Here is a 21,055-nt window from a genome sequence, read left to right on the forward strand (position 1 = left end):
AAATGCTCCAGGGCAGCTTCCTGAAGTTCCTCTGGTATGTCTGGCTCCACGTCCTCTCCCTCCCGGAGCCGACGAGGGTCCAGTATGACATCGCCCGGTATCTGGTCGGCGGCCCCGCCCGCCGGTTCATCCAGGCGTTCCGCGGGGTCGGCAAGACCTTCATTACGGCCGCCTACGTTGTCTGGCGCCTCTGGAAGAACCCCGACCTGAAGGTGGCAATCGTCTCCGCCAACGAGACCCTCGCCTCCGAGATCGCCGGGTTCATCAAGCAGATCATCGACAGCGCCGCCGGCGACGACCTCTGGCCCGAGCTACGCGCCCGGCCGGGGCAGCGGCAGTCCACCCTGTCCTTCGACGTGGGCGCGGCGAAGCCCGACAAGTCCCCGTCGGTCAAGGCTATGTCGATCGTGGGCCAGCTCACCGGCTCTCGCGCCGACCTGACGATCTCCGACGACGTCGAGGTCCCGAAGAACTCCGAGACGGAGACCATGCGGGAGAAGCTGGCCGAGAAGACCAAGGAATACGCGGCTATCACCAAGCCGGGCGGCGAGATCGTCTACCTCGGCACCCCGCAGTCCGAGCAGTCGATCTACCGGGGCCTTCCGGAGCGCGGCTATGAGGTCCGCATATGGCCTGCACGGTATCCGCTGAAGGCCAAGATGGCGAACTATGCTGGTGCAATCGCACCCATGCTGCTCGCCGATATGGAGGCCGACGAGACCCTCCAGAACCCCAGCGGTTCAACCCTCGGGGGCGCCCCAACCGACCCGGCACGTTTCGACGATCTCGACCTGATAGAGCGCGAGGCCGACTACAAGGGTGCAGGCTTCCTGCTCCAGTTCCAGCTCGACACGACCCTGTCGGACGCCGAGCGATACCCGCTGAAGACGCGGGACCTGATGGTCCTGGAGCTCGACCGAAAGGTTGCTCCGGCCCGCCTCGTGTGGGGCAGCGGTCCCGACCAGGTCATCAAGGACGTGGAGAATGTGGGCTTCGACGGCGACCGCCTGTTCCGCCCCATGCACATCGGCGGGGAGTTCCTGCCCTACCAAGCGTCCGCCATGCACATCGACCCCTCCGGGCGCGGCCGAGACCGCACCACCTACGCCGTCACCAAGTTCCTCGCCGGGTATGTCTTCCTGACGGCCTGGGGAGGCTTCAAGGACGGTTACGGGGACGACACGCTGGCCGCCCTGGCGCAGATTAGCGCGGACCATAAGGTCGACGTCATCGTGCCCGAGGACAACTTCGGGGACGGGATGTTCGGCAAGCTGCTGGAGACCCACGTCAACCGCATCCGACCTGCCGGCATCCAAGGGATGCGGGCGCATGGGATGAAGGAGGAGCGGATCATCCGTTCCCTCGAACCCCTAATGCGCCAGCACCGCCTTGTGGTCGACCTGGAGGTCCTGCGGGAAGACCTGCGAACACAGGAGACCACCCACCGGGGCCTGTTCCAGCTCACGCATATGCAGGCAGTCCGCGGCGCGCTGAAGCATGACGACAAGGTCGACGTGTTGGCGATGGCCGCTGCTCACTGGTCGGACTATCTGAACGCCGACGCCATCAAGGCTGAAGGCGACCGGAAGGCCAAGGCAGAGGCCGAGTGGGAGCGGAGGTTCTTCGCTTCGCAGGTCATGGGTTCGATCGGCAAGCCTGCCCGTGGTGTCCGAGGACGCCGAGGGATGGGCCGTAGGAGGTGATGAAGGGAGGAGGGAAGGGGGATCACCCCACCTTCCTCCCTACAAAAAACAGCAGGGCCTCCTTTGGACCTCCTAAGGACGACCTAAGGTATACCTAAGGAACTTCCTACAATATATCCTGCCCTCCAAGGGTGGGTGGAAATTGAAACCGCAGGAGTTCCGCGGGGTTGTGGGGCCGATTGGTTTCGGTGCAAAATTACGAAGCGGGATACGCCCCCCGCAGCAGCCGCCGGTTCCCCCCCGTGGGGGGTGGGTCGGGGGTCGGCCAGTGCCGCGCCCGCGCGCCGCGGTCCTCTATACTGCCGGCCGCACCCTGGGCGGCGCGATATGGCGCACCTATGGCGCACCCCTTAGCGTATCCGGGGTTTCGATGGTCTATCTAGGGGGAAGGCAGGGGATCGAGGGGCGGGATCGGGCCTGAGATGGTCGATCTGTGCGCCCTTCCGTGCGCTTTGCCCTGCTTTTTTGGTCCAGCCCGCAACGCGCCCGAGGTCCACCCTCGATCCACCCGAGGTCCGCCCTAGGTCCGCCCTAAAGTCCGCCCGCCGGCCTCCCGCTGGTCCGCCCCAAGGTCCACCCTCGATCCACCCCAAGGTCCACCCTGAGCCCGCCCAAGGCCTGCCGCCTATCTATGCCCTCAGCCGCCCGCAAACCGCCCTAGGATTGCATCGGGAGCCATCCGGCCCCGGTAGGTGCCAAGGGCGTCTCCCGGCCATCCTGGGCCATCCTAGGGCCTCCCATCCGTCCTGTGGAAGTTTCGGGGCGGATCGAGCCGAGCTGGCACCTGTCCAGCCCGCCGATCTCCAGAAAGTTTCCCAATGTTTTCAATCGAAAGTGAAAAAAGTTTCCGTTAAGCGCACTTTCCTGCTTGCACTATCCGGCTTGTGGAAGCATATGGGGTTCAACAGCGGCGGCAACGTCACTGTGAATAGCCACCCTAGGCGGCCCGCGAGGATCAAGCGGGATTGCTGAGGGGCCGGGGAGAACCCGGCCAGGTTGTCCTCCCGACCGCATAGCGGGGAGGGGCCTAGGGATGGTCCAAAGCCGGTGCGCCGGTCGGCCCGATAGCAAGGGCCGGTTGTTTGCGGGGGCGGGTTCCGGCCCGTCCCGCAAGCGAAGCTATGAGCGATCCTGCATATTGCAGGGATGCCCGGTGAGGGCCGTGACTGTGACCCGCGGCCTTCACCCGGCGATCCTGCCAGAATTAGGAGATTGATTATGACCCGCCATGACGAAACCGCCGGCGCCTACGCCCTTATAACGTGGGGCGGTGGGGCTGCGGTTGAGCTTCGGTTCAACGGGACCGAAACCCTGAGCGTATTTGTGCAGGGGGACGAAGCTACGGCGTTGGTAGACGCCATCGAAGCTGCGCCAACGGATGATCTAGAGCTGTCAATGGCGTGGGTTTTTGCGGATTACCGCGAAGTTGCCACAACCGTTGCCGCCTAACACTTCCACAAAACAGAACAGGAGAAACCCTATGACCAATTTTGAAGAAACCGGCCGGCGTATGCGGATTGAAACCTGTACCGGCAAAACTTGGATCGAAGCATACGAACAGCAGGTGGAAAGCACGGACGCCCCGCACCTGAAAGTCGGCGACGTGACGTGGTCCTACGCAGGCAACGATTGTGGCGGCGGCCTGCCGATTAACGAAGGCGCGGACAAGGCAGAGGCCTTCCTTCGCCGTTACATTGGGCGGGAGCGGGTGCGCTTTTCCCGTGTCGGCTTCGCCTAAAACTTCCACAAAACAGAAAGAGGAGATACCAAATGTCCATCTATTCCACCCACAAATATGTTGGCTATGCCTTCCCGACCTCCGAACGCGCCAACGAACTCGGCGCAGGCAAGGCCGGCTGCTGGTTCATCGGCTACGCGCCGGGCAAGTTCGAGCCGGTCCAGCAGGTGACGCCTATCGCCTATGCGACTGCCGAGGATGCCATGCAGGCGGCGGAGCCTATCAAGATGCCTTGGCAGCAGTGGGGCAAGCCTGCCGACAGCGCCGCTGCCGCCTAACACTTCCACAAAACAGAACAGGAGAAACCCCATGACCCTCAATACCCTCAACGCCTCCCGGAAGGCCGACCGTGAAAAGCTCTTTGCTGCCCTGTCCGCCGTGGCGGAACAGCACGGCGCGACGGTCGACCGCCACGACAGCCCGCGGATCGGCGGACACGGCGCGTCGATCACCTTTATCGCCCGCTGCAACGGGGTCGGGGCGATGGTTTATCTCAACCGCCTTTTCGGAGGCGGCCTGTCACTGATCTCATGGTTTAACGACCACAGCGGCGACCGCAGCCTGCCCACAAAGCACTTTGCAGGCGGCTTCCGCGTCGCCGCCGATGCCGGGAGCTCCGACCCGCGGCCCCACCATAAGGCGACCACGTCGGGGCAGGATTGGGACCACGTCGCCGCCTGTCTGGATGAAGGACTGGCGCTGGCAGCGGCGCGGGAGGCGTTCGTCGAGGACTGCGAAGCGCGGGCCTATGACTGACAACACAACGGCGAAACCCGCTCCGGCGGGTCGCGCAGGGATGGCCGCCTGCGCCTGACGAGCTGGCCGAGAATTACAGGAGAACCCTCATGGGACAGACGAATGCAGCAATCGACAACGCTAAAGGCTGGCTGGAGACCATCCGCGCGATGGTGAAGGCATACGAAGCCGACGAGCAATACGAAGGGCAGGACGCGATCGACGCGATGCTGGAAGCCCCGCTGAGCGTCCAGGTGCGCAGCGATTGGGCGGACGCCGGCAAGGAATTGAAGGCCGAGGAATACCTGATCCTGCTGACGACCGGCGGGCCTGCCCTCAGGATCACCGGCGATCTGTCGGGCGGTTACGCCTCGACTGCCGCGCTGGAATGGCAGGACTGGGGAACGCCTTGGACCGACCTGCACACCGACACGGCCGACACGGACGCGCTGATGACCTTCGCCGGCGCCTTCTATTTCGGCGAGTAATTTCCACAAGACAGAACAGGAGAATTTCAATGACCACCAAATACGAGCTCACTGACGACACCATTAAGGTGACTGGTCGCACCCTGCACCGTATCCGCGCCGTAACCGCGATTGCGGGACTTGGGATCGCCGCCGGCACCCTCGGCGGGTATGTCGAGGCCGAAGCTAACCTTTCTCAATACGGCGATGCGTGGGTCTACGACGATGCGCGGGTCTACGGCACTGCGCGGGTCTCCGGCAATGCGCGGGTCTACGGCACTGCGCGGGTCTCCGGCAATGCGCAGGTCTCCGGCGATGCGTGGGTCTACGACGATGCGCGGGTCTACGACGATGCGCAGGTCTCCGGCGATGCGTGGGTCTCCGGCTTAGCGTCCCGCTCTCCCCTAGTGATCTCCGGCCTTGCTTACACAGTCACCCTCGACGACACGCACATGACCGCCGGTTGCCAGTCGCACCCCCTGCGGGAGTGGCTGGACGCCGATGAAGCGAAGCTGCGCCTGATGGACGGCAAGGCCGCCGTGGATTTTCGCCGCGAGTTCGGCGGGATCATTCAACAGCTCGCCGTGGCCGACGGCAGGCTCTCTGCCGACTGACCGGCACTTCCACAAAACAGAACAGGAGAACCCACATGAATACCCGCATTGAACGCCTCGCCGATCAGGTGATGGCATCCGACAACCCCGGCGTGACCGCCTTCCACCATCGCGCCGCGCAACACGCAGGGGCCGCCGCGCCCTCGCTCTATACGCAGCGGTTCAACCGGGACGCCGAGGCGCGGGCCATGCTGTCCGCCGTGTCGGTCCACGCGAGCGTCGAAGGCCTTTCCCTGTCCGCCGCGGATCGACTGAAGGTCGCCGCGCGGATCGCCGAGAGGGCCGAGGCAGCGCAGCAGCTCGTGACCCTCCAGAAGCGCGCCGGCGAAATGCGCAGCGCGGCAGGAGGTGTGTCGTGAGCGGCGCAAAGCGCGGGACCGTCGCAATTACGATCCACCCCTACATGAGGACCGGCGGGGACCCCGTGACGGTCGAAGTGCCCTGCACCGTCGTGGGGGATATGGCAGTCCACCGCCGGCATACCGTCTGGAAGGGCGAGGTATCGGTCGGCAAGGGCTGGACGATCACGCACGTCGCCACCGGGCTACCCGCCGGGCGCGCTATGGGGCCGCTGGATCGCCGCGATGCGTTGAAGCGGGATTGCGTGAAGTGGGCGCAGGAATGGCAGGACGCCTGCCCGGACTTCTTCGCCGCATTGCGGAAAGGCGATGAGGCCCGCGCCAAGGAGCTGGCCCCGGAAGCCATGCGCGAAGCGATCGAGCTGGCGGGAGGTGCGGCATGACCGACCTGCACTGGACCCGCTGTCCGTCCGGGGGCTGGTGGCTTTTCGACAAGCCCGCCGGCACCCCGCGGACGCCTATCGGATCGGCCAGCCGGCGGGGTCGGACCTTCCGTGCGCTCTGCCATCGCACCGGAGGGGCTGTCGAAAGCGGCTCTATGGCCGGTGCCAAACGCGCCGCCGAGCGCCTAGCGCGGGAAGCATCGGCATGACCCGCGCCGCCCTCAGCATCGCCGCCGGGCTTGCTGCCTGGCACCTAGTCCACCCATTGTCGCAGGCGGGACACGCCCACGCCGCCGGGCTCGCCTTCGTCGGCGCCGCGGTGGCGATCCTCGGCGGCCTGATGCTGGCCGTTTCGACGGTCGAGGGGCGTCTGGAGGAGGCCGATGTCATTAACAAATAATATACTTCACTTAGCCGAAAGGTTCCGTTACGCAGACTTTTCGGAAGGGGTCAAAGATATGGCTTGCAATGTAGGATTTGTTCCTGCCTTGTTCTCCAATCGAACTTATGGAATGGGAACGAATTATCATGGGTCACACCGAAAAAAACTTTGGGAAACCTTCACATGACAAACCAACAGAGTATATCGAGCCGGAGGGCGGGAGTGCCGCCGAAGGCGCGGGGAATACACATGAACCAACGGGCGGCAGACGCGGCGAACGACCGGCTCTATCGGCACGTCGGCGACTTAACCGACTTGTCCACGGCATTGATAGTGCTGGCAGAGTTGACACCCGAACGCATCACCGTGGCGCAGACCGCGTTCTTCCTGAGCGCCGCGATTGCCGACATTGCGGGTCGTCCAGCTACCTTCACTGAACTGAAGGAAGCCATCGGCCCGGCCATCGGTCGGAGCCTGCATTCCACCTATCAGGCGTTCCTCGACCGCGAGAACGTCCGCTACAGCCGGGGTGAGCATCAGAAGGGGCTCGCCTGGCTGACCCGCGAAACGAACCCCGCCGACCAGCGGCAGAAGTTCCTGCGCCTCACCCCGCAGGGACGGGAGATCGTTGCCGAGGTCGCTATGGCCCTGACGGGCACGGAGAGTTGACATGAAAATCCGCACTAAACCGAGCGGCATTCACTTCATCGAAGTGCGCTTGCCAGACCCCGCCACGGGTGAGCTGAAGCGTAGCCGCGTCTCACTCGACACGCGGGATATGGACGAAGCCAAGCGGCAGCGCGCCGACTGGCTCGCCGGCACCCATCCGAAGCATCCGAGGAATGGTGGGATCATCGCGGCGAAAGGACGCGGCCCCGACGCTTCCACAAAACGGATTTCCACGACCGGCGTGATGACCGTCGCGCGGTGGCTCGACGTATGCCAGACCGGCCTGTGGCGCACCTGCAAGTCGCAGTCGACGATCCAGAGCAACGTCCGCCTCCTCACCCAGGCACTCGATGACGCCGGCCACGGCGAGCTGGCGCTGGCGGACATCGCGTCCACCCATGTGACCGCGATCGAGGCGCAGCTTCGGGATCGCCACAACTACGCCGAGGCGTCCGTCAAGAAACTCATGGGGTCCCTCCGCGCTGCGCTGAATGCAGCGACGACAGAGGAGGACCCGAAGACCGGCAAGGCGTTGCTGCTGCGCGCCCCGAACTTCCCGACCTACAAGGTCCGCAATATCCGCGACCGGGTCCTTTCGGACGCCGAGGAGGAGGCGGTGTTCGCCTGCATTGCGCAGCGGATCGAGGACGAACCGTCGCGCCCTTGGCGCCAGATGGGCCTGCTGCTCACGGTCATGCTCGACACCGGCTTCCGCATCGGCGAGGCGCTGAGCGTCGGACCGGCCAGCGTGACCACGAAGCGGTGGATCGACCCCGTGACGAAGGAAGGGCGCTCCGCCACGTTCCTCGGGCTCGCCCGCTACACCACGAAGAACGACAAGCCCCGCGAGGTCCCGCTGAGCGACCGGGTGATCTCCCTGCTGCCAACCCTGAACGCGCTGTCGATCAAGGGCCGCTGGTTCCCGTGGAAGCCCGGCTCGGGCGGCCCCGGCTACCTGTGGCTGAACCTGCGGGCCGATATGGAGGAGCGCGGCTTCGACCTGTCGGACGTTACCCTGCACACCATGCGGCACACCTGCGCGACCCGCCTGGCGCTCGGTGGGATGGACCTGCTCGGGCTGCGGGATTGGCTCGGCCACTCGGACATCAAAATCACGGCCGAGCGTTACGTTCACCTAATGAGTAGTCACCTGTATCAAGGGGCGGCGATCCTGAACCTGGCAGGTGGCACGAGTTCCCTTCAAGGGGAAACCGAAGAACCGGATGGCGAACCCTGCGGGAAGCCCGATAGTCTGTCTTGTGGAAACTATGGAGACCCTCGTGGCGCACTCGCGCTTCATTAAATGGCGGAAATCCGCCGTTTGCGGGGTCTCACCCGCTCCAGACCCGAGCAGGGTCTGAGGTAAGCCCAAGTGCCGACCCTGTTCCTCGCCTTCCTCGCCGCTGCGCTCGCTTCAATGGGCGCGCGCGACCAGTTGCTGGTGGCACGGCTGCGCGAGGCGCTGGGCCCGCATGCAGGGCTGTTGGTCGTCGGCTGGGCCGTGGCCATCGCCTTCGCTGCACTGGCCGCATGGGCGGGGGCGCTGATGGGCCAGACGCTGTTTCCGGCGGCCAAGCAGATGCTGCTCGGAATTGCCCTCTTCTTCAGCGCGGTGGAACTGTGCTGGCCGCGCAAGGACACGGCGCCCGCCGAACCGACCCGCTCGCTGGGCGCGATCGCCATCGTCCTGTCCGGCTATGCGCTGACCGACGCGGCGCGGTTCCTCGTTTTTGCGGTCGCCGTGGGGGCCGCCATGCCCGCGCTTGCGGCCATCGGCGGGGCGCTGGGATCGGGCGCGGCGCTGACGCTCGGCTGGATGCTGGGGGCCGAGCTTGCCGGATGGCGCTGGCTCGAGGCCATTCGCCTGGTCATCGGCGTGCTCCTTGGCATAACGGGCCTGTTGCTCGCGCTCGCCGCGCGCGGCATCGTCTGAACGATTACACTTATCGAAACTCTCGCGCGAAATCGCGGAAACCCTTCGTCGCGCGGGCCGTTGGTCGAGCACACAACGAGAAAATAAGGGCATTCCCATGAGCAACACCGACAATTCCAAAACCGCGCTGATCGACGGACTGAACAGCCTCCTCGCCGATCACCTTGCGCTCTACTGGAAGACCAAGAATTTCCACTGGCACATCGTCGGCCCTCGTTTTCGTGACCTGCACCTGTTGTTCGACGAGCAGGCCATCGAAATCCGCGACCAGATCGACGCGATTGCGGAACGGGTGCGCAAGCAGGATGCGAAGACGCTGACCTCCATCGCCTCGGTCGCCAAGCACACCAAGATCGTGGACCAGGACGACACCGCCCTGTCGCCCGACGCTATGCTGCAGGAACTGCACGACGACAACGCCGGGATGGTGAAGCGCCTGAAGGAGCTGAAGACCCATGCCGAGGCGGCCGGCGACAACGCGACCGACGGGCTGATCGATGACTGGACCGACTTGGCCGAAGAACGGGTCTGGTTCCTGAAGTCGCAACTGGGCGGCTGACCCCACCCCTGCAACGCAATTCATCGGGCCGCGGTGCTTCCACAGCATCGCGGCCCTTTGCTATGGAGCATCCATGACCAACGTCGACATCATCGAAAACGCCGACCATTCCGTCATCGCCGACTGGCTGGAAAACCGCCTCGCCGCGGCGCTGGCCGAAGGGGAGGGACCGGTAACCATCACCGTGCCGGGCGGATCGACCCCGTTCCCGGTGATGGAATTGCTGGCGAAACGCGATCTCGACTGGAGCAGGATCGTGATCTGGCCGGGCGATGACCGCGTGGTCGACCCATCGCACGAGGCCAGCAACGAAGGCCGCATCCGCGCGATTTTCGAGCCTGTCGGCGCGGAAGTGACCGCGTTGACGGTGATGGAGCAGATCCCGCCGTTTGCGCTCGCCTGGCTCGGCATGGGCGCCGACGGGCACATCGCCTCGCTGTTCCCGAACACCGATCCGCAGGCCGACGATCCGCGCGCCATTGTGCGCCTGACGCCCGATCCGCTGCCGCCCGAAGCCCCGTTCGACCGCATCAGCCTGACGATGCCGAGCATTCTCGGCGCCGGCGAACTGCTGTTTACCCTGGGCGGGAGTGCCGACAAGCGCGCGGTGTTCGACGCGGCCGTCGCAGGCGAGAACGACCTGCCCATCGCGCGGCTGCTGGCTGCGGCGAGGCAGAAGGTGACATGCTTCGCCTGATCATCGGGCTGGTCCCGCGCCCGCTCCACCGCGCCGCCCTGCGCACCGCGCACAAGCTGCGCCATCGCTGGCGCGTGCTGCGCAAGGTGCCGCTGCAGGGTGTCTCCGTGATCCCATATGACGGCGAGGGGCGCGTCCTTATGGTCCGCCACAGCTACGCCCGGCCCGGCTGGGCCTTCCCCGGCGGCGGCTGCAAGGGCGGCGAGGACCCGGCGCAAGCGGCACGGCGCGAACTGCGCGAAGAGCTGGGGCTCGAACTGGGCGACTTGCAGCTGGTGGAACGGATCGAGGAAGTCATCTCCGGCTCCCCGCATACGGCGTATCTCTATTCCGCCCCGATCGCGGGCAGGTTCGACCCCGACGGGCGCGAGGTGCTGGCGGCACGCCTGTTTTGGGTCGATGACCTGCCGGACGACATGAGCCCGCTGACCCGGCGGCGGATGCAGGCCTTCTTAGGGTCAGGACCCATTACTGGCACGGGCGTGGCGGCAAGATGACGAAGATATCGGACGAAACTGCGGGCAGCGAAGGCTGGATGCCTTCGCCAACGCGGTTTTGTTCGAGATCGAAGTCATCTGGCCGTCCTTCGCATTGGGTCAATTGGCCCCCGTGCAGCGTCACGGCAGCTTGAAAATGCCACGGCATTTCCCGCGCTCCCGTTCCTTGCACAGCGCTTCGCTGGGGCCAATTGCTCCCAACCACGCTCCGCGCCAGTAATGGGTCCTGACCCTAGAGCAGCGATAGCTGCGCGTCGGGCGGGCGCCGGTCCTTCGGCACCACGCCTTCGAGGTTGCTGAGCGTCAGGCCCATCAGGCGGATGGGGCGGGGCAGGGGCAATTCCTCTTCCAGCAATTCGCGTGCCATGGCGGCAAAGGTCGCCTTGTCCGCCACCAGCTGCGCGACCGATTTCGCCCGGGTGTGGAGCGTGAAGTCGTTGTATTTCAGCTTCAGCGTGACGGTACGGCCCTTGGCGCCGGCGCGCTCGATCCGCTCCCACACGATGTCGACGATCCGATCCAGCGTTTCGCGCAATTCGCCGTCTTCCGACTGGTCTTCCCCGAAAGTGCGCTCCCCGCCCACGGACTTGCGCATGCGGTTGGCGCGCACCGGACGCAGGTCCACGGCCCGCGCCGCGCGGAATAGGTATTCGCCGAAACTGCCGAAATGCGCCGTCAGCCAGGCGAGATCCTTCGCCGCCAGGTCCGCGCCGGTTTCGATGCCAAGGCGCTTCATCTTTTCTTCCGCCTTCGGGCCCACGCCGTGGAAGCGCCGGATTGGCAGCGACTGGACGAACCCGGCACCCTGGCCCGGGCGGATGACGCAAATGCCGTCGGGTTTGTTCTGGTCGCTCGCCAGCTTGGCGAGGAACTTGTTGTAGCTGACCCCGGCGCTGGCTGTCAGCCGCGTCTCCTCGCGGATGCGGCGGCGGATGTCCTGCGCGATCGCCGTCGCGCTGCCCAGGCCCTTGCGGTCCTCCGTCACGTCGAGATAGGCTTCGTCCAGGCTGAGCGGTTCGACGTGATCGGTGTAGTCGCGGAAGATCGCGCGGATTTGCTGGCTGACTTCGCGATAGGCGTCGAAGCGGCTCTTCACGAAGATGAGGTCGGGGCATTTGCGCTTGGCGGTAACGCTGGGCATCGCGCTTTTCACGCCGAACTTGCGCGCTTCGTAGCTGGCGGCGGCCACCACGCCGCGCCCGCTCGACCCGCCGACTGCCACCGGCTTGCCGCGCAGTTCGGGGTTGTCGCGCTGTTCGACGCTGGCGAAGAAGGCGTCCATGTCCACGTGGATGATCTTGCGCAGGCCTTCCGCCTCAGCGTCGGCGTCATCTTCGTCATCCGTGCGCTGAAGGCAATCACCCATGCGCGAATAGATAGGGCGCGCGCTTGCAAAGCGGAACCTTGTTCGCCACCTGCCGTCTTGTGCAGATGCGAAACGATCTTCCCGCCTCCGGCGAGCCTGCGCTGACGGACGAGCCTGCCGGGCAGCCGGCACCGCGCCCTGCCGTCGGCGGGCGGCTGGGCGAGCGCGAGCTGATCTGGATGATGGCGCTGCTGATGGCCTGCAACGCCTTCGGCATCGATGCCATTCTGCCCGCGCTGGACGAGCTGGCCGGATCGCTGGGCGCGGCCGGCAACGACCGGCAGTTCGTGATCGGCGCATATTTGCTGGCCGCAGGCATCGGCACGCTGGTGCCCGGCGCCTTCGCCGACCGCTACGGGCGAAGGCCGGTGCTGTTCGTTGCTCTGGCCGCCTATATCGTCCTGTCGATCGCCTGCGCTATGGTGGAAACCTTCACCCAGCTGGTGGTGCTGCGTGCGGCGCAGGGCTTCTTTGCCGCCGGGATCATCGCCCTTCCGCCCGCCATCATCCGCGACCGGGTGGGCGGCGACAAGATGGCCCGGTTGATGAGCCTGATCTTCGTCATCTTCCTCCTCGTCCCGGCCGTCGCGCCCAGCGTTGGGCAGGGCGTGCTGCACCTGACGGGCGACTGGCGCTGGATTTTCGGCGCGATGGCGCTGGCAGGCTGCGTGATGACCGGCTGGGTCTGGTTCCGCCTCCCTGAAACGCTGGACCCGGCGAACCGGCAGGAAATCCACATCCCCACCATCGCCCGCAACATGACCCACGCGGTCACCCTGCGTGAGACGATCGGCTACACGCTCGGCAGCGCGCTGGTGTTCGGCGGGCTGTTCGGCTTCATCAATTCCAGCCAGCAGCTGATCGGGGAGGCTTTCGGCGCGGGCGACAAGTTCCCGCTGATCTTCGCCATGTGCGCAGGCTGCATGGCAATCGCCAACTGGTCGAACAGCCGCATCGTCGAACGTTTCGGCGCACGGCGGGTCAGCCACGCGGCGCTGTTCGCCTTCATCGCGGTGGCGGGCGCGCAATTTTGGTTCGCCAGCCGCCCGGACGAAGGCCTGTGGACCTTCGCGCCGCTGATGGCCGCGAACATGAGCCTGCTGGGCTTCATCGGCGCGAACTTCGGCAGCATCGCCTTGCAGCCGTTCCACCGCATCGCCGGCGCGGCCTCGAGCGCGCAAGGCTTCCTGCGCATGACAAGCGGAGCGGCGCTGGGCGCGTATATCGGCTATAGCTACGATGGCACGGCGGAGCCGCTGGCCCTCGCGCTGCTGATCACCGCCGTGTTGAGCCTAGCCTTCGTACTATTCAGCGAGAAGGGCGAGCTGTTCGGGGAAAAGGTGCCGGACTGATGTTCCTCCCCAGGCTTTGGGGAGGTGCTCAGGTCTCTTCCGCAGGCTCCACCACCGCGAGTACCGCTTCGACCTGCACCTGCCCGCCTTCGCTGGCGGAAAGTTCCGTCACGATCCCGTCGAACGGCGCGGTGAGCGCGTGCTCCATCTTCATCGCCTCGAGCACCATCAGCCGCTGGCCTGCGGTTACTTTGTCGCCCTCGTCCACATCGACCGCGATGACCTTGCCCGGCATGGGGGCAAGGATAGCCCCGTCGGCGGCGGAGGCTGCTCCGCTGCCGCGCGGTGGTGTCGAAGTAAATATCCGGTCGTGACCGCGTTCAGTAACGAGCACTTGGGCGCCGGGTCTCGAGAAACTTGCGTACTGCGCTTCTCCGTCTGTTTGTGCGTTGTAGGCTTGTCCAGCATGCCAAAGAGTGACCGAAGTTTTCGGATTTACGTTCAAGCGGAAGCCGTAAAGCCCCTTCAGGAGCGCAGCTTCCGGTCCGAAAGAATTGACGTCGTCCCAATCGAGATAATCGAACCTCAACCGCGCGCCTGCCCCATCAATGACCTCTTGGCTTGGATTTTCCGCAGGTAGCAAGGCGTCACCTGCGCGCGCGATCAACCCTGTGTCCAAATTGGCAGCCGCGAAATCGCCGTTGTCCAGGCATTCGAACAGGAAGCCCTTGTTGGTCTTGATCGGGCTGACTGCACTATGTGTCAGGGCCGCCTTAAGGTCCTCGATGGCATCGCCCCGGGTTGGTCCGCTGGTCACGATCTTGGCGATCATCGGATCGTAGAACGGCGATACAACATCGCCATCTTCGACGCCCGTTTCGATCCGTGCGATACTACTGTCCAGTATGAGATCATCTAACCGCCCCGTGCTTGGCAAAAACCCCTTCGCCGGGTCTTCGGCATAAAGCCGCGCTTCGATCGCGTGGCCGTCGATGCTCAGCTCTTCCTGCTTCAGCGGGATCGGCTCGCCGCTTGCGACGCGCAGTTGCCACTCCACCAGATCGACCCCGGTGATCTCCTCGGTCACCGGATGTTCGACCTGCAGGCGGGTGTTCATTTCCATGAAGAAGATGCGGTCGGCGCGCAGGCCTTCGCTGGCGTCGGCGATGAATTCGATCGTGCCGGCGCCCTCGTAATCTACCGCCTTGGCGGCGCGCACGGCGGCGGCACAGATGTCCGCACGCGTGGCCTCATCCATGCCGGGGGCGGGCGCTTCCTCTATCACCTTCTGGTGGCGGCGCTGGAGCGAGCAATCGCGTTCGAACAGATGGACGACATTGCCGTGACTGTCGCCGAAGACCTGCACCTCGATATGGCGGGGCGAGGTGATCCATTTTTCCAGCAGGACCTCGTCATTGGAGAAGCTGGCCTTTGCCTCGCGCCGGCAGCTTTCCAATGCGGCTTCGAAATCCGCCGCAGCATCGACCTTGCGCATCCCCTTGCCGCCGCCGCCCGCGACCGCCTTGATGAGGACGGGATAGCCGATGGCGTCGGCTTCGGATTTGAGGCGGCTGACCGACTGGTCATCGCCTTCGTAACCCGGCGTGACAGGCACGCCCGCGGCGCGCATCAGCTTCTTGGCCGCGTCTTTCAGCCCCATCGCCTCGATGCTGGAAGGCTTGGGCCCGACCCAGATCAGCCCCGCATCGATCACGGCCTGCGCGAAGCCGACGTTCTCGGACAGGAAGCCATAGCCCGGATGGATCGCCTCCGCGCCCGTCTGCTTCGCCGCAGCGATGATCTTCTCACCGACAAGGTAGCTTTCGGCAGCAGGCGAGGGGCCGATATGCACCGCCTCGTCGGCTGAACGCACGTGCAGCGCCTTGGCATCGGCATCGGAATAGACCGCGACCGTGGCGATCCCCATGTCGCGCGCGGTGCGGATGATGCGGCAGGCAATTTCGCCGCGATTGGCGATCAGGAGCTTCTGGATCATGCCGTAGCGGTTAGGACGGCTTCCCCATCGCCGCAAGTTCGCGGCGGGTCCAGCGGGGCATTTCGTCCGGCTGGTCGGGGTTGTTGCGCAGCGCTTCCCAGAAGGCGGCGGCGACATGGCCCACCTTTGCCACGCGTCCGGTATGCACCCGGCTGTTCCAGGCAAGCTGGCCCCGGTCGCGCACCTTGCGCCCGATGGCGCCGTAAATGCGCGCGGCGGACAGCACCGCCCAGCGCTGGCGGAAAGACAGCCGCGCCGCGCCCAGCTTTGCTGCCGCCTCGTGCCCTTCCATCAGCCGCACCATGCGCGCCGACAGCTTGGCCATCTTGAAGCGATAGGGCGGCTTCATGTGCTGGCCGGGGGGGATGTCCTCCTCCACCAGCCATTCCGCCGGGATGTAGCAGCGTCCGGCGGCGTCATCCTCGTCGAAATCGCGCACGATATTTGCCAGCTGGAACGCAAGGCCGAGGTCGCAGGCGCGGTCCAGCGTGTCCTCGTCCGCAGGGTCCACGCCCATCACCCGTGCCATCATCGTGCCGACCGCACCCGCGACGTGGTAGCAATAGCGCATCAGGTCGGCTTCCGTGCGCGGGCGCCAGCCTTCGGCGTCGAGCTCGAACCCTGCGATCACCTCGTCGGCATCTTCCAGCGTCAGTCCGGTTTCGCTGGCGACCTGGCCGAAGGCGTCGAAGCCGGGGTCGGCAGTCGGCTGGCCTTCCAGCGCGGTGCGGGTGAGGGCGCGGATGGCGCGCACGCGGCCTTCCAGCCCCGACTGGTCGCCCAGTTCGCCGCCCGCCGTCTGCCCGTCGGCGATGTCGTCGCAACGGCGGCACCAGGCGTAGAGCAGCCACACACGCTCGCGGGTGGTGCGGTCGAACAGCATGGAGGCGGCGGCGAAGCTTTTCGAGCCTTCCGCGATGGCATCGTAGGCCTTGTCCACCAGCGGTTCGCGAAAGCGCCCGCCGCCCGCGCGGCTGGTGGGGCGGCGCAGGATCGCGCTCGGCGCCAACATCCGCCCTTTCCGCTTCTTCTGGAGCGAGGGGAAACGGGGGAGCCGGTTGGCCATGTCAGAGGTCCGCCGCTTTCATCGCGAAAATGGGCTGGTGCGGCTCGTATGCGGCCATGCGGTCCAGCAGGCCGGGCAGGCTTTCGTCATGCACGATGATGCCCTGGTGCGCGGGCCGGACGAACCCGACCTTGGCCATGTGGGCGTTGAAGGCGATCAGGTGGTCGTAGAAACCGAAGGCGTTGAGCAGGCCGACGGGCTTGGTGTGGTAGCCCAGCTGCGCCCAGCTGACGGCCTCCCACAATTCGTCCATCGTGCCGACGCCGCCGGGGATGGTGACGAAACCGTCGGACAGGTCGGTGAAACGCTGTTTGCGTTCGTGCATCCCGCTGACCGTGTACAGTTCGGTGCAATCGGTGTTGGCGACTTCGGAATTGGCGAGCGCTTCGGGGATGATGCCGATCACCTCGCCGCCCGCCTCGAGCGCGCCTGACGCCACGGCACCCATCAGCCCGAGCCGGCCGCCGCCATAGACGACGCCGATGCCGCGCTGCGCCAGCGTCGCGCCGACTTCGCGGGCAAGCTCGATGTAGCGCGTGTCCTCCGGCGTGGCAGAGCCGCAGTATACTGCGAGACGGTCGAGGCTCCGGCTCATGCGGCGGACGCGCCCGTGCCGCAGGCGTAGGCGATAACCCGGTCGCTCATCGGATCGTCGGCGGGCAATTCCTCGACGATATCGACCTCGTCGACCGTCTGGACCGGCATCGTCAGTTCGCCGCCCATTTGCATCCAGACGCGGGAGAAGCCGGTCAGCCTGGTCTTGCAATCGACGACCAGTTCGACGTCCATGATCATGCCGTCTTCGCCCATTTTCTCGTCGCCCATGCCAACCACCATCCGCATGAGCACAGCAGGGTAACCCGCAGCGCCGACCTTGATCGTGTCGGACCAGCTCTCGTCGAGGAATACGCGGACATTCGGATCGACCTCTTCGGTCACCCAGGCGTGCTGGTATCCCTCCTCCACCAGCGGCGAGGTGGCGGGGCCGGGCACGGCTTGCACCATCGCCAGCGAAATCAGGGTGGTCAGGAACATTCGCGAATCTCCACGGAAGGATCAGCCGCAGCCTTGCACACGGCGACCTTGCAAGGGCGTTACCCTGCCAAATCCTCCAGCATCAAGCCTGCCGTCGCTTTCGCGCTGCCGACCACGCCGGGAATGCCCGCGCCCGGGTGCGTGCCGGCGCCGACGAGGTACATGTTCTTCAGCTTGTCGTCGCGGTTGTGGCCGCGGAACCAGGCGCTTTGCGTCAGCACCGGTTCCAGGCTGAAGGCGCTGCCCATATGCGCGTTGAGGTCGCCCGCGAAATCCTTCGGCGTGTAATGGAACTGCGTCACGATGCGGTCGTAGATGTCGGGGATCAGGCGGCGGCCGACCTCGTCCAGCACGCGCCTTGCCAGCTTGGGCCCTTCCGCGTCCCAGTCGATCGGCATCTTGCCCATGTGGCTGACAGGGACGAGCGCGTAGAAGGTGCTCATGCCTTCGGGCGCCATCGACGGGTCGGTCACGCTGGGGTGGTGAAGGTAGATGCTGAAATCCTCCGGCAGGACGCCGTGCATGTAGATGTCGTCCACCAGCCCCTTGTAGCGCGGGCCGAACAGGATCATGTGGTGCGGGATGCCCGGCCAATTGCCCTCCACGCCGAAGTGGACGACGAACAGGCTGGGCGAGAAGCTCTTCTTCTTCAGCGACTTGGCATAGCTCGGCCCGCGGTGGCTGGTGCGCAGCAGATCGCCGTAGGAATGGACGATATCCGCATTGCTGGCGACCGCGTCGAAGCGCTGCTTCCAGCCCCTTTCGGTCTCCACCTCGGTCACGTGGTCGCCCAGCACGTCGATCGCCTTTACCGCATCGCCCATGCGGACCGTGCCGCCCAGCCGCTCGAAATGGCGGACCATTCCCGCGACCAGCCGGTTGGTGCCGCCGCGCGCCCACCAGACGCCGCCATCCTTTTCAAGCTTGTGGATGAGGGCGTAGATCGAGCTCGTCTTCATCGGGCTGCCGCCGACCAGCAGCGTGTGGAAGCTGAAGGCTTCGCGCAGCTTCTCGTTCTTGATGTAGCTCGACACCATCGAATAGACGCTGCGCCACGCCTGCTTCTTGGCCAGCGCGGGCGCTGCCTTCAGCATCGACTTGAAGTCGAGGAACGGCACATGGCCCAGCTTCACGTAGCCTTCCTCGAAGACTTCCGCGGAATACTGCAGGAACTGCTTGTAGCCGGCGACGTCGGCCGGGCTCAGCTTCTCGATCTCTGAGAACAGCTCCTTCTCGTCGTTCGAGTAATCGAAGGTCGTGCCGTCGGGCCAGTGGAGCCGGTAGAAGGGCATCACCTTCATCAGCTCCACGTCCTCTGCCATGTCGTGGCCCGACAGCGCCCACAATTCGCGCAGGCAATCGGGATCGGTGATGACGGTGGGGCCCGCGTCGAAGGTGAAGCCGTCCTTCTCCCAGAAATAGGCGCGGCCGCCGGGCTTGTCGCGCTTTTCCACGAGCGTGGTGGCGATGCCGGCGGACTGCAGGCGGATGGCGAGCGCAAGACCGCCCATCCCCGCGCCGATGACGCAGGCGGTCTTGCCGGGAGATGTCGTGTCGATGTCGCTCATGGTGACTTCCTGCTCAGGGATGGCCGGCTTGAGAAGAGCGCGGAAACGGCTCTGCCGATAGATACGGGCGGACGGCCGGAGAGTATCCGCACACGGTCGGCGAAAGTGGACTTTCCAGCATAGAACCGCTCGATCAGCGGCTGGCCGAGGCGATAAAACCGCTCGAATATGCGGTAGCGTTCGTCGGGCTCGGCCGCACCGAACAGCATCGTGCCCAGCCGGCGATAGAATTTCGTCGCGGCCCAGTGGCGGCGCGCCTCCGCCTCCAGCAGGGCGGACAACTGCTCGCCGGGCAGCGCGACGTTGTCCGCCACGAGCTGCGCGATGCGGACGGCGAAGGGCAGGGTGTAGCTGGTCAGCGGGTGGACGAAGCCGCCCTTTGCGCCCGCCATGGCGACACCCTCTGTCCGTGCCGCATTCTGGAACGCCGCGAAGTCGCCGCCGGTGATGACCGGCAGGACGCCGGTCTCGTGCCCCAGGATCTCGCCGTCCCAGCCGTGCGCCTGGCAATAGGCCTCGACCCGGCTGCCGAGCGCGCGGCGATCGAGCACCGGGCTGTCGGCGTAGTAGGTGTCCTCGATAAACAGCTCGTCGAGGCCGAGCGGCAGGACATAAACGAAGCGGTAGGCACCGTGTTGCCGGACGGTCGCGTCCATGATCACGGGCCGCGCCACGCCGTGCGGTTTCGCGGTGTGCATGTGGCGGCCGAGGAAGACCTGCCAGCCGCCCTCCAGCGTCGGCGCATCCTCGATCCCGCGGCAATCGATCACGCAGCGCGCGGCGATCCGCTCGCCATCGGACAGGGTGACGCCGCCGGCATCGAGCGTGTCGACGGCGCGGTTCAGCACCACGGTGCCCTGCGGCAGTTCGCGCATCAGCGCGGCGTGGAAATCCTCGCTCGCCAGCGAATTGTAACGAGCCTGCAAAAGGCGGCGATGGGCCGGGAAGGCGACGTCGTAGCCGCCGTCCCACTCGGTTTTTCGGAACGGTTCGAGCAGCGCGCCCCCGCCTTCGCCCAAGTCGCTGTCGAACCAGCTCCAGCGGTGATTGCCGCCCAGTACCTCGCCCGCTTCGACAAGGCGGATGTCGAGCCCCGGGTCGCGGCGCGCGGCGGCCAGCGCGATCAGCCCGCCGGACAGTCCGCCGCCGACGATGGCGAGATCGCACCTGCCGCCGCCGGCCGGTGCCGGTTGGTTGTCCGCCGCCTGCATGGCCGCTGCTTTAGCGCAGCGCCGTGCGGGTGCAACGCCCTAGCGTTTGAGATACTTCTCGAAAACGCGCGTCATTGCCGCTTCCATCCGCCGTTCCTCGTCGGCTGTCAGCGGCAGGTTTTCCCCGCGCGTGCGGATTTCGACCATCTTGGGCTGCAGGGCGGCTAGCGACTGGAAAGCGGTGCCGGTGGAGCTGACCCGCGCCAGTTCCGCCTGTTCCTCCGCCGTCAGCGTGGCCAGCGAGCGCATCGTCGCCCGCGTGATGTCCGCCTCTACCGCAGCGCTGCCGATATTCGGGCCGTCATCGCCCAGCACGGCGCTGTCCAATGCGTCACCAATCACCGACTTCGCGTCATAGCCTTCATTAATTCCGCGTTGCACCTTCTGCCCCAGCGGGGAGAGGTAGAATTCGGTAAGGTAGAGGGCTTCGTCCTCGGTCAAACCGCTGCGCAGCATGGCGATCATCTCGGGCCTGATCACCGCCTGGCCGCGCTTGCCGTATTCCAGGAACAGCGGGCGCACGGCGACGGCCAGTTCCTTCCACATGGCCTCGCTTGCCCGGCCATCGAAAGGCAACTGGCGCATCGCGTCTATGAAGCCGTTGACGGTCGCATCGACGGTCACTTCCATATCGATGGAGGAGCCCATTGCGTCGTAAAGGCCGACATAGACATCGGCCTGTGCCTCCTGCGCCTGCGCGGCGGGGGAGATGGCAAGAGAAACGGGCGCGAGGGCGAGTGCGGAAAGGCCGGCGAGGATGGTTTTCATGCCGCGCGTTATATCAC

The 21,055-nt window shown here is 65.5% G+C and carries 25 protein-coding genes and 1 other RNA gene; 18 read left to right on the forward strand and 8 right to left on the reverse strand.

What is annotated here, in order from left to right; all coding sequences use genetic code 11:
• Window positions 1-2 precede the first annotated feature (2 nt).
• The 17 genes from terL (at window position 3) to QQW98_RS08555 (ending at window position 10,736) form a co-directional block, all read left to right on the forward strand.
• Complete coding sequence (gene terL / locus QQW98_RS08475; protein ID WP_290134535.1) at window positions 3-1,703, forward strand: phage terminase large subunit; 1,701 nt, start codon at window positions 3-5, stop codon at window positions 1,701-1,703.
• A 1,218-nt stretch (window positions 1,704-2,921) separates the two neighbouring features.
• Window positions 2,922-3,152 carry a hypothetical protein gene (locus QQW98_RS08480; RefSeq protein ID WP_290134536.1) on the forward strand — a complete coding sequence of 77 codons (231 nt, stop codon included), beginning with the start codon at window positions 2,922-2,924 and terminating at the stop codon, window positions 3,150-3,152.
• A 31-nt stretch (window positions 3,153-3,183) separates the two neighbouring features.
• On the forward strand, window positions 3,184-3,441 hold the full coding sequence (locus tag QQW98_RS08485) for a hypothetical protein (protein WP_290134537.1): 258 nt from the start codon (window positions 3,184-3,186) through the stop codon (window positions 3,439-3,441).
• A 32-nt stretch (window positions 3,442-3,473) separates the two neighbouring features.
• A complete protein-coding gene (locus QQW98_RS08490; RefSeq protein WP_290134538.1) occupies window positions 3,474-3,719 on the forward strand; it encodes a hypothetical protein in 246 nt (81 codons plus the stop codon).
• 31 nt (window positions 3,720-3,750) lie between these two features.
• The gene (locus tag QQW98_RS08495; protein WP_290134539.1) at window positions 3,751-4,197 is read left to right on the forward strand and encodes a hypothetical protein; all 447 of its coding nucleotides are present in this window, start codon (window positions 3,751-3,753) and stop codon (window positions 4,195-4,197) included.
• A gap of 8 nt (window positions 4,198-4,205) precedes the next feature.
• An RNA gene (locus QQW98_RS08500) (hammerhead ribozyme type II) lies at window positions 4,206-4,268 on the forward strand.
• A gap of 18 nt (window positions 4,269-4,286) precedes the next feature.
• Window positions 4,287-4,664, forward strand: a complete 378-nt coding sequence (locus tag QQW98_RS08505; RefSeq protein WP_290134540.1) for a hypothetical protein — start codon at window positions 4,287-4,289, stop codon at window positions 4,662-4,664.
• A 29-nt stretch (window positions 4,665-4,693) separates the two neighbouring features.
• Window positions 4,694-5,257 (forward strand): hypothetical protein, encoded by a 564-nt coding sequence (locus tag QQW98_RS08510; protein ID WP_290134541.1) that lies wholly within the window; start codon window positions 4,694-4,696, stop codon window positions 5,255-5,257.
• A gap of 35 nt (window positions 5,258-5,292) precedes the next feature.
• The gene (locus QQW98_RS08515) at window positions 5,293-5,616 is read left to right on the forward strand and encodes a hypothetical protein (protein ID WP_290134542.1); all 324 of its coding nucleotides are present in this window, start codon (window positions 5,293-5,295) and stop codon (window positions 5,614-5,616) included.
• Window positions 5,613-5,999, forward strand: a complete 387-nt coding sequence (locus QQW98_RS08520; RefSeq protein WP_290134543.1) for a hypothetical protein — start codon at window positions 5,613-5,615, stop codon at window positions 5,997-5,999. Before QQW98_RS08515 ends, QQW98_RS08520 begins: the two co-directional genes overlap by 4 nt.
• 205 nt (window positions 6,000-6,204) lie before the next feature.
• Window positions 6,205-6,399 (forward strand): hypothetical protein, encoded by a 195-nt coding sequence (locus QQW98_RS08525; protein WP_290134544.1) that lies wholly within the window; start codon window positions 6,205-6,207, stop codon window positions 6,397-6,399.
• Window positions 6,400-6,630: 231 nt separating this feature from the next.
• The gene (locus QQW98_RS08530; protein ID WP_290134545.1) at window positions 6,631-7,050 is read left to right on the forward strand and encodes a helix-turn-helix domain-containing protein; all 420 of its coding nucleotides are present in this window, start codon (window positions 6,631-6,633) and stop codon (window positions 7,048-7,050) included.
• Window position 7,051: 1 nt separating this feature from the next.
• Window positions 7,052-8,353 carry a tyrosine-type recombinase/integrase gene (locus QQW98_RS08535; protein WP_290134546.1) on the forward strand — a complete coding sequence of 434 codons (1,302 nt, stop codon included), beginning with the start codon at window positions 7,052-7,054 and terminating at the stop codon, window positions 8,351-8,353.
• 69 nt (window positions 8,354-8,422) lie between these two features.
• Window positions 8,423-8,983 (forward strand): hypothetical protein, encoded by a 561-nt coding sequence (locus QQW98_RS08540; RefSeq protein WP_290134547.1) that lies wholly within the window; start codon window positions 8,423-8,425, stop codon window positions 8,981-8,983.
• Between the two features lie 97 nt (window positions 8,984-9,080).
• Window positions 9,081-9,542, forward strand: a complete 462-nt coding sequence (locus QQW98_RS08545) for a Dps family protein (RefSeq protein ID WP_290134548.1) — start codon at window positions 9,081-9,083, stop codon at window positions 9,540-9,542.
• Window positions 9,543-9,615: 73 nt separating this feature from the next.
• Window positions 9,616-10,239 carry a 6-phosphogluconolactonase gene (locus QQW98_RS08550; RefSeq protein WP_290134549.1) on the forward strand — a complete coding sequence of 208 codons (624 nt, stop codon included), beginning with the start codon at window positions 9,616-9,618 and terminating at the stop codon, window positions 10,237-10,239.
• On the forward strand, window positions 10,227-10,736 hold the full coding sequence (locus QQW98_RS08555; RefSeq protein WP_290134550.1) for an NUDIX domain-containing protein: 510 nt from the start codon (window positions 10,227-10,229) through the stop codon (window positions 10,734-10,736). The genes QQW98_RS08550 and QQW98_RS08555 overlap by 13 nt, the downstream gene beginning before the upstream one ends.
• A gap of 232 nt (window positions 10,737-10,968) precedes the next feature.
• Here the strand turns inward: QQW98_RS08555 and dinB are convergent, their stop codons facing one another.
• Window positions 10,969-12,102 (reverse strand): DNA polymerase IV, encoded by a 1,134-nt coding sequence (gene dinB / locus QQW98_RS08560; protein WP_290134551.1) that lies wholly within the window; start codon window positions 12,100-12,102, stop codon window positions 10,969-10,971.
• Between the two features lie 65 nt (window positions 12,103-12,167).
• Between dinB and QQW98_RS08565 the strand changes: the two genes are divergently transcribed.
• Window positions 12,168-13,454 carry a multidrug effflux MFS transporter gene (locus QQW98_RS08565; protein WP_290137052.1) on the forward strand — a complete coding sequence of 429 codons (1,287 nt, stop codon included), beginning with the start codon at window positions 12,168-12,170 and terminating at the stop codon, window positions 13,452-13,454.
• A gap of 28 nt (window positions 13,455-13,482) precedes the next feature.
• Here QQW98_RS08565 and QQW98_RS08570 read toward each other — a convergent pair whose 3' ends face one another.
• Genes QQW98_RS08570 through QQW98_RS08600 form a run of 7 tightly spaced genes read right to left on the reverse strand, consistent with a single transcriptional unit; the run spans window position 13,483 to window position 21,038 of the window.
• Complete coding sequence (locus QQW98_RS08570) at window positions 13,483-15,390, reverse strand: acetyl/propionyl/methylcrotonyl-CoA carboxylase subunit alpha (RefSeq protein ID WP_290134553.1); 1,908 nt, start codon at window positions 15,388-15,390, stop codon at window positions 13,483-13,485.
• Between the two features lie 10 nt (window positions 15,391-15,400).
• Window positions 15,401-16,402 carry a phytoene/squalene synthase family protein gene (locus tag QQW98_RS08575; protein WP_290136904.1) on the reverse strand — a complete coding sequence of 334 codons (1,002 nt, stop codon included), beginning with the start codon at window positions 16,400-16,402 and terminating at the stop codon, window positions 15,401-15,403.
• Window positions 16,403-16,457: 55 nt separating this feature from the next.
• On the reverse strand, window positions 16,458-17,051 hold the full coding sequence (locus QQW98_RS08580; protein ID WP_290134554.1) for an LOG family protein: 594 nt from the start codon (window positions 17,049-17,051) through the stop codon (window positions 16,458-16,460).
• Window positions 17,048-17,491 (reverse strand): hypothetical protein, encoded by a 444-nt coding sequence (locus tag QQW98_RS08585; RefSeq protein ID WP_290134555.1) that lies wholly within the window; start codon window positions 17,489-17,491, stop codon window positions 17,048-17,050. Before QQW98_RS08585 ends, QQW98_RS08580 begins: the two co-directional genes overlap by 4 nt.
• Before the next feature lie 59 nt (window positions 17,492-17,550).
• Window positions 17,551-19,059, reverse strand: coding sequence for a phytoene desaturase (locus QQW98_RS08590; protein WP_290134556.1), 1,509 nt, complete (start codon window positions 19,057-19,059; stop codon window positions 17,551-17,553).
• Window positions 19,056-20,270, reverse strand: coding sequence for a lycopene beta-cyclase CrtY (gene crtY, locus QQW98_RS08595; RefSeq protein WP_290134557.1), 1,215 nt, complete (start codon window positions 20,268-20,270; stop codon window positions 19,056-19,058). Before crtY ends, QQW98_RS08590 begins: the two co-directional genes overlap by 4 nt.
• Before the next feature lie 39 nt (window positions 20,271-20,309).
• The gene (locus tag QQW98_RS08600) at window positions 20,310-21,038 is read right to left on the reverse strand and encodes a DUF2059 domain-containing protein (protein WP_290134558.1); all 729 of its coding nucleotides are present in this window, start codon (window positions 21,036-21,038) and stop codon (window positions 20,310-20,312) included.
• Window positions 21,039-21,055: the final 17 nt, after the last annotated feature.

The organism is Alteriqipengyuania flavescens, from assembly GCF_030406725.1.
In the GTDB taxonomy this organism is placed as follows: domain Bacteria; phylum Pseudomonadota; class Alphaproteobacteria; order Sphingomonadales; family Sphingomonadaceae; genus Alteriqipengyuania_B; species Alteriqipengyuania_B flavescens.

Bases quoted from the DNA above. Each gene is read 5' to 3' on its own strand.
- terL (WP_290134535.1), top strand. From the start codon at position 3: ATGCTCCAGGGCAGCTTCCTGAAGTTCCTCTGGTATGTCTGGCTCCAC.
- QQW98_RS08480 (WP_290134536.1), top strand. From the start codon at position 2,922: ATGACCCGCCATGACGAAACCGCCGGCGCCTACGCCCTTATAACGTGG.
- QQW98_RS08485 (WP_290134537.1), top strand. From the start codon at position 3,184: ATGACCAATTTTGAAGAAACCGGCCGGCGTATGCGGATTGAAACCTGT.
- QQW98_RS08490 (WP_290134538.1), top strand. From the start codon at position 3,474: ATGTCCATCTATTCCACCCACAAATATGTTGGCTATGCCTTCCCGACC.
- QQW98_RS08495 (WP_290134539.1), top strand. From the start codon at position 3,751: ATGACCCTCAATACCCTCAACGCCTCCCGGAAGGCCGACCGTGAAAAG.
- QQW98_RS08505 (WP_290134540.1), top strand. From the start codon at position 4,287: ATGGGACAGACGAATGCAGCAATCGACAACGCTAAAGGCTGGCTGGAG.
- QQW98_RS08510 (WP_290134541.1), top strand. From the start codon at position 4,694: ATGACCACCAAATACGAGCTCACTGACGACACCATTAAGGTGACTGGT.
- QQW98_RS08515 (WP_290134542.1), top strand. From the start codon at position 5,293: ATGAATACCCGCATTGAACGCCTCGCCGATCAGGTGATGGCATCCGAC.
- QQW98_RS08525 (WP_290134544.1), top strand. From the start codon at position 6,205: ATGACCCGCGCCGCCCTCAGCATCGCCGCCGGGCTTGCTGCCTGGCAC.
- QQW98_RS08530 (WP_290134545.1), top strand. From the start codon at position 6,631: ATGAACCAACGGGCGGCAGACGCGGCGAACGACCGGCTCTATCGGCAC.
- QQW98_RS08535 (WP_290134546.1), top strand. From the start codon at position 7,052: ATGAAAATCCGCACTAAACCGAGCGGCATTCACTTCATCGAAGTGCGC.
- QQW98_RS08545 (WP_290134548.1), top strand. From the start codon at position 9,081: ATGAGCAACACCGACAATTCCAAAACCGCGCTGATCGACGGACTGAAC.
- QQW98_RS08550 (WP_290134549.1), top strand. From the start codon at position 9,616: ATGACCAACGTCGACATCATCGAAAACGCCGACCATTCCGTCATCGCC.
- QQW98_RS08555 (WP_290134550.1), top strand. From the start codon at position 10,227: ATGCTTCGCCTGATCATCGGGCTGGTCCCGCGCCCGCTCCACCGCGCC.
- dinB (WP_290134551.1), bottom strand. From the start codon at position 12,102: ATGGGTGATTGCCTTCAGCGCACGGATGACGAAGATGACGCCGACGCT.
- QQW98_RS08565 (WP_290137052.1), top strand. From the start codon at position 12,168: ATGCGAAACGATCTTCCCGCCTCCGGCGAGCCTGCGCTGACGGACGAG.
- QQW98_RS08570 (WP_290134553.1), bottom strand. From the start codon at position 15,390: ATGATCCAGAAGCTCCTGATCGCCAATCGCGGCGAAATTGCCTGCCGC.
- QQW98_RS08575 (WP_290136904.1), bottom strand. From the start codon at position 16,402: ATGTTGGCGCCGAGCGCGATCCTGCGCCGCCCCACCAGCCGCGCGGGC.
- QQW98_RS08580 (WP_290134554.1), bottom strand. From the start codon at position 17,051: ATGAGCCGGAGCCTCGACCGTCTCGCAGTATACTGCGGCTCTGCCACG.
- QQW98_RS08585 (WP_290134555.1), bottom strand. From the start codon at position 17,491: ATGTTCCTGACCACCCTGATTTCGCTGGCGATGGTGCAAGCCGTGCCC.
- QQW98_RS08590 (WP_290134556.1), bottom strand. From the start codon at position 19,059: ATGAGCGACATCGACACGACATCTCCCGGCAAGACCGCCTGCGTCATC.
- crtY (WP_290134557.1), bottom strand. From the start codon at position 20,270: ATGCAGGCGGCGGACAACCAACCGGCACCGGCCGGCGGCGGCAGGTGC.
- QQW98_RS08600 (WP_290134558.1), bottom strand. From the start codon at position 21,038: ATGAAAACCATCCTCGCCGGCCTTTCCGCACTCGCCCTCGCGCCCGTT.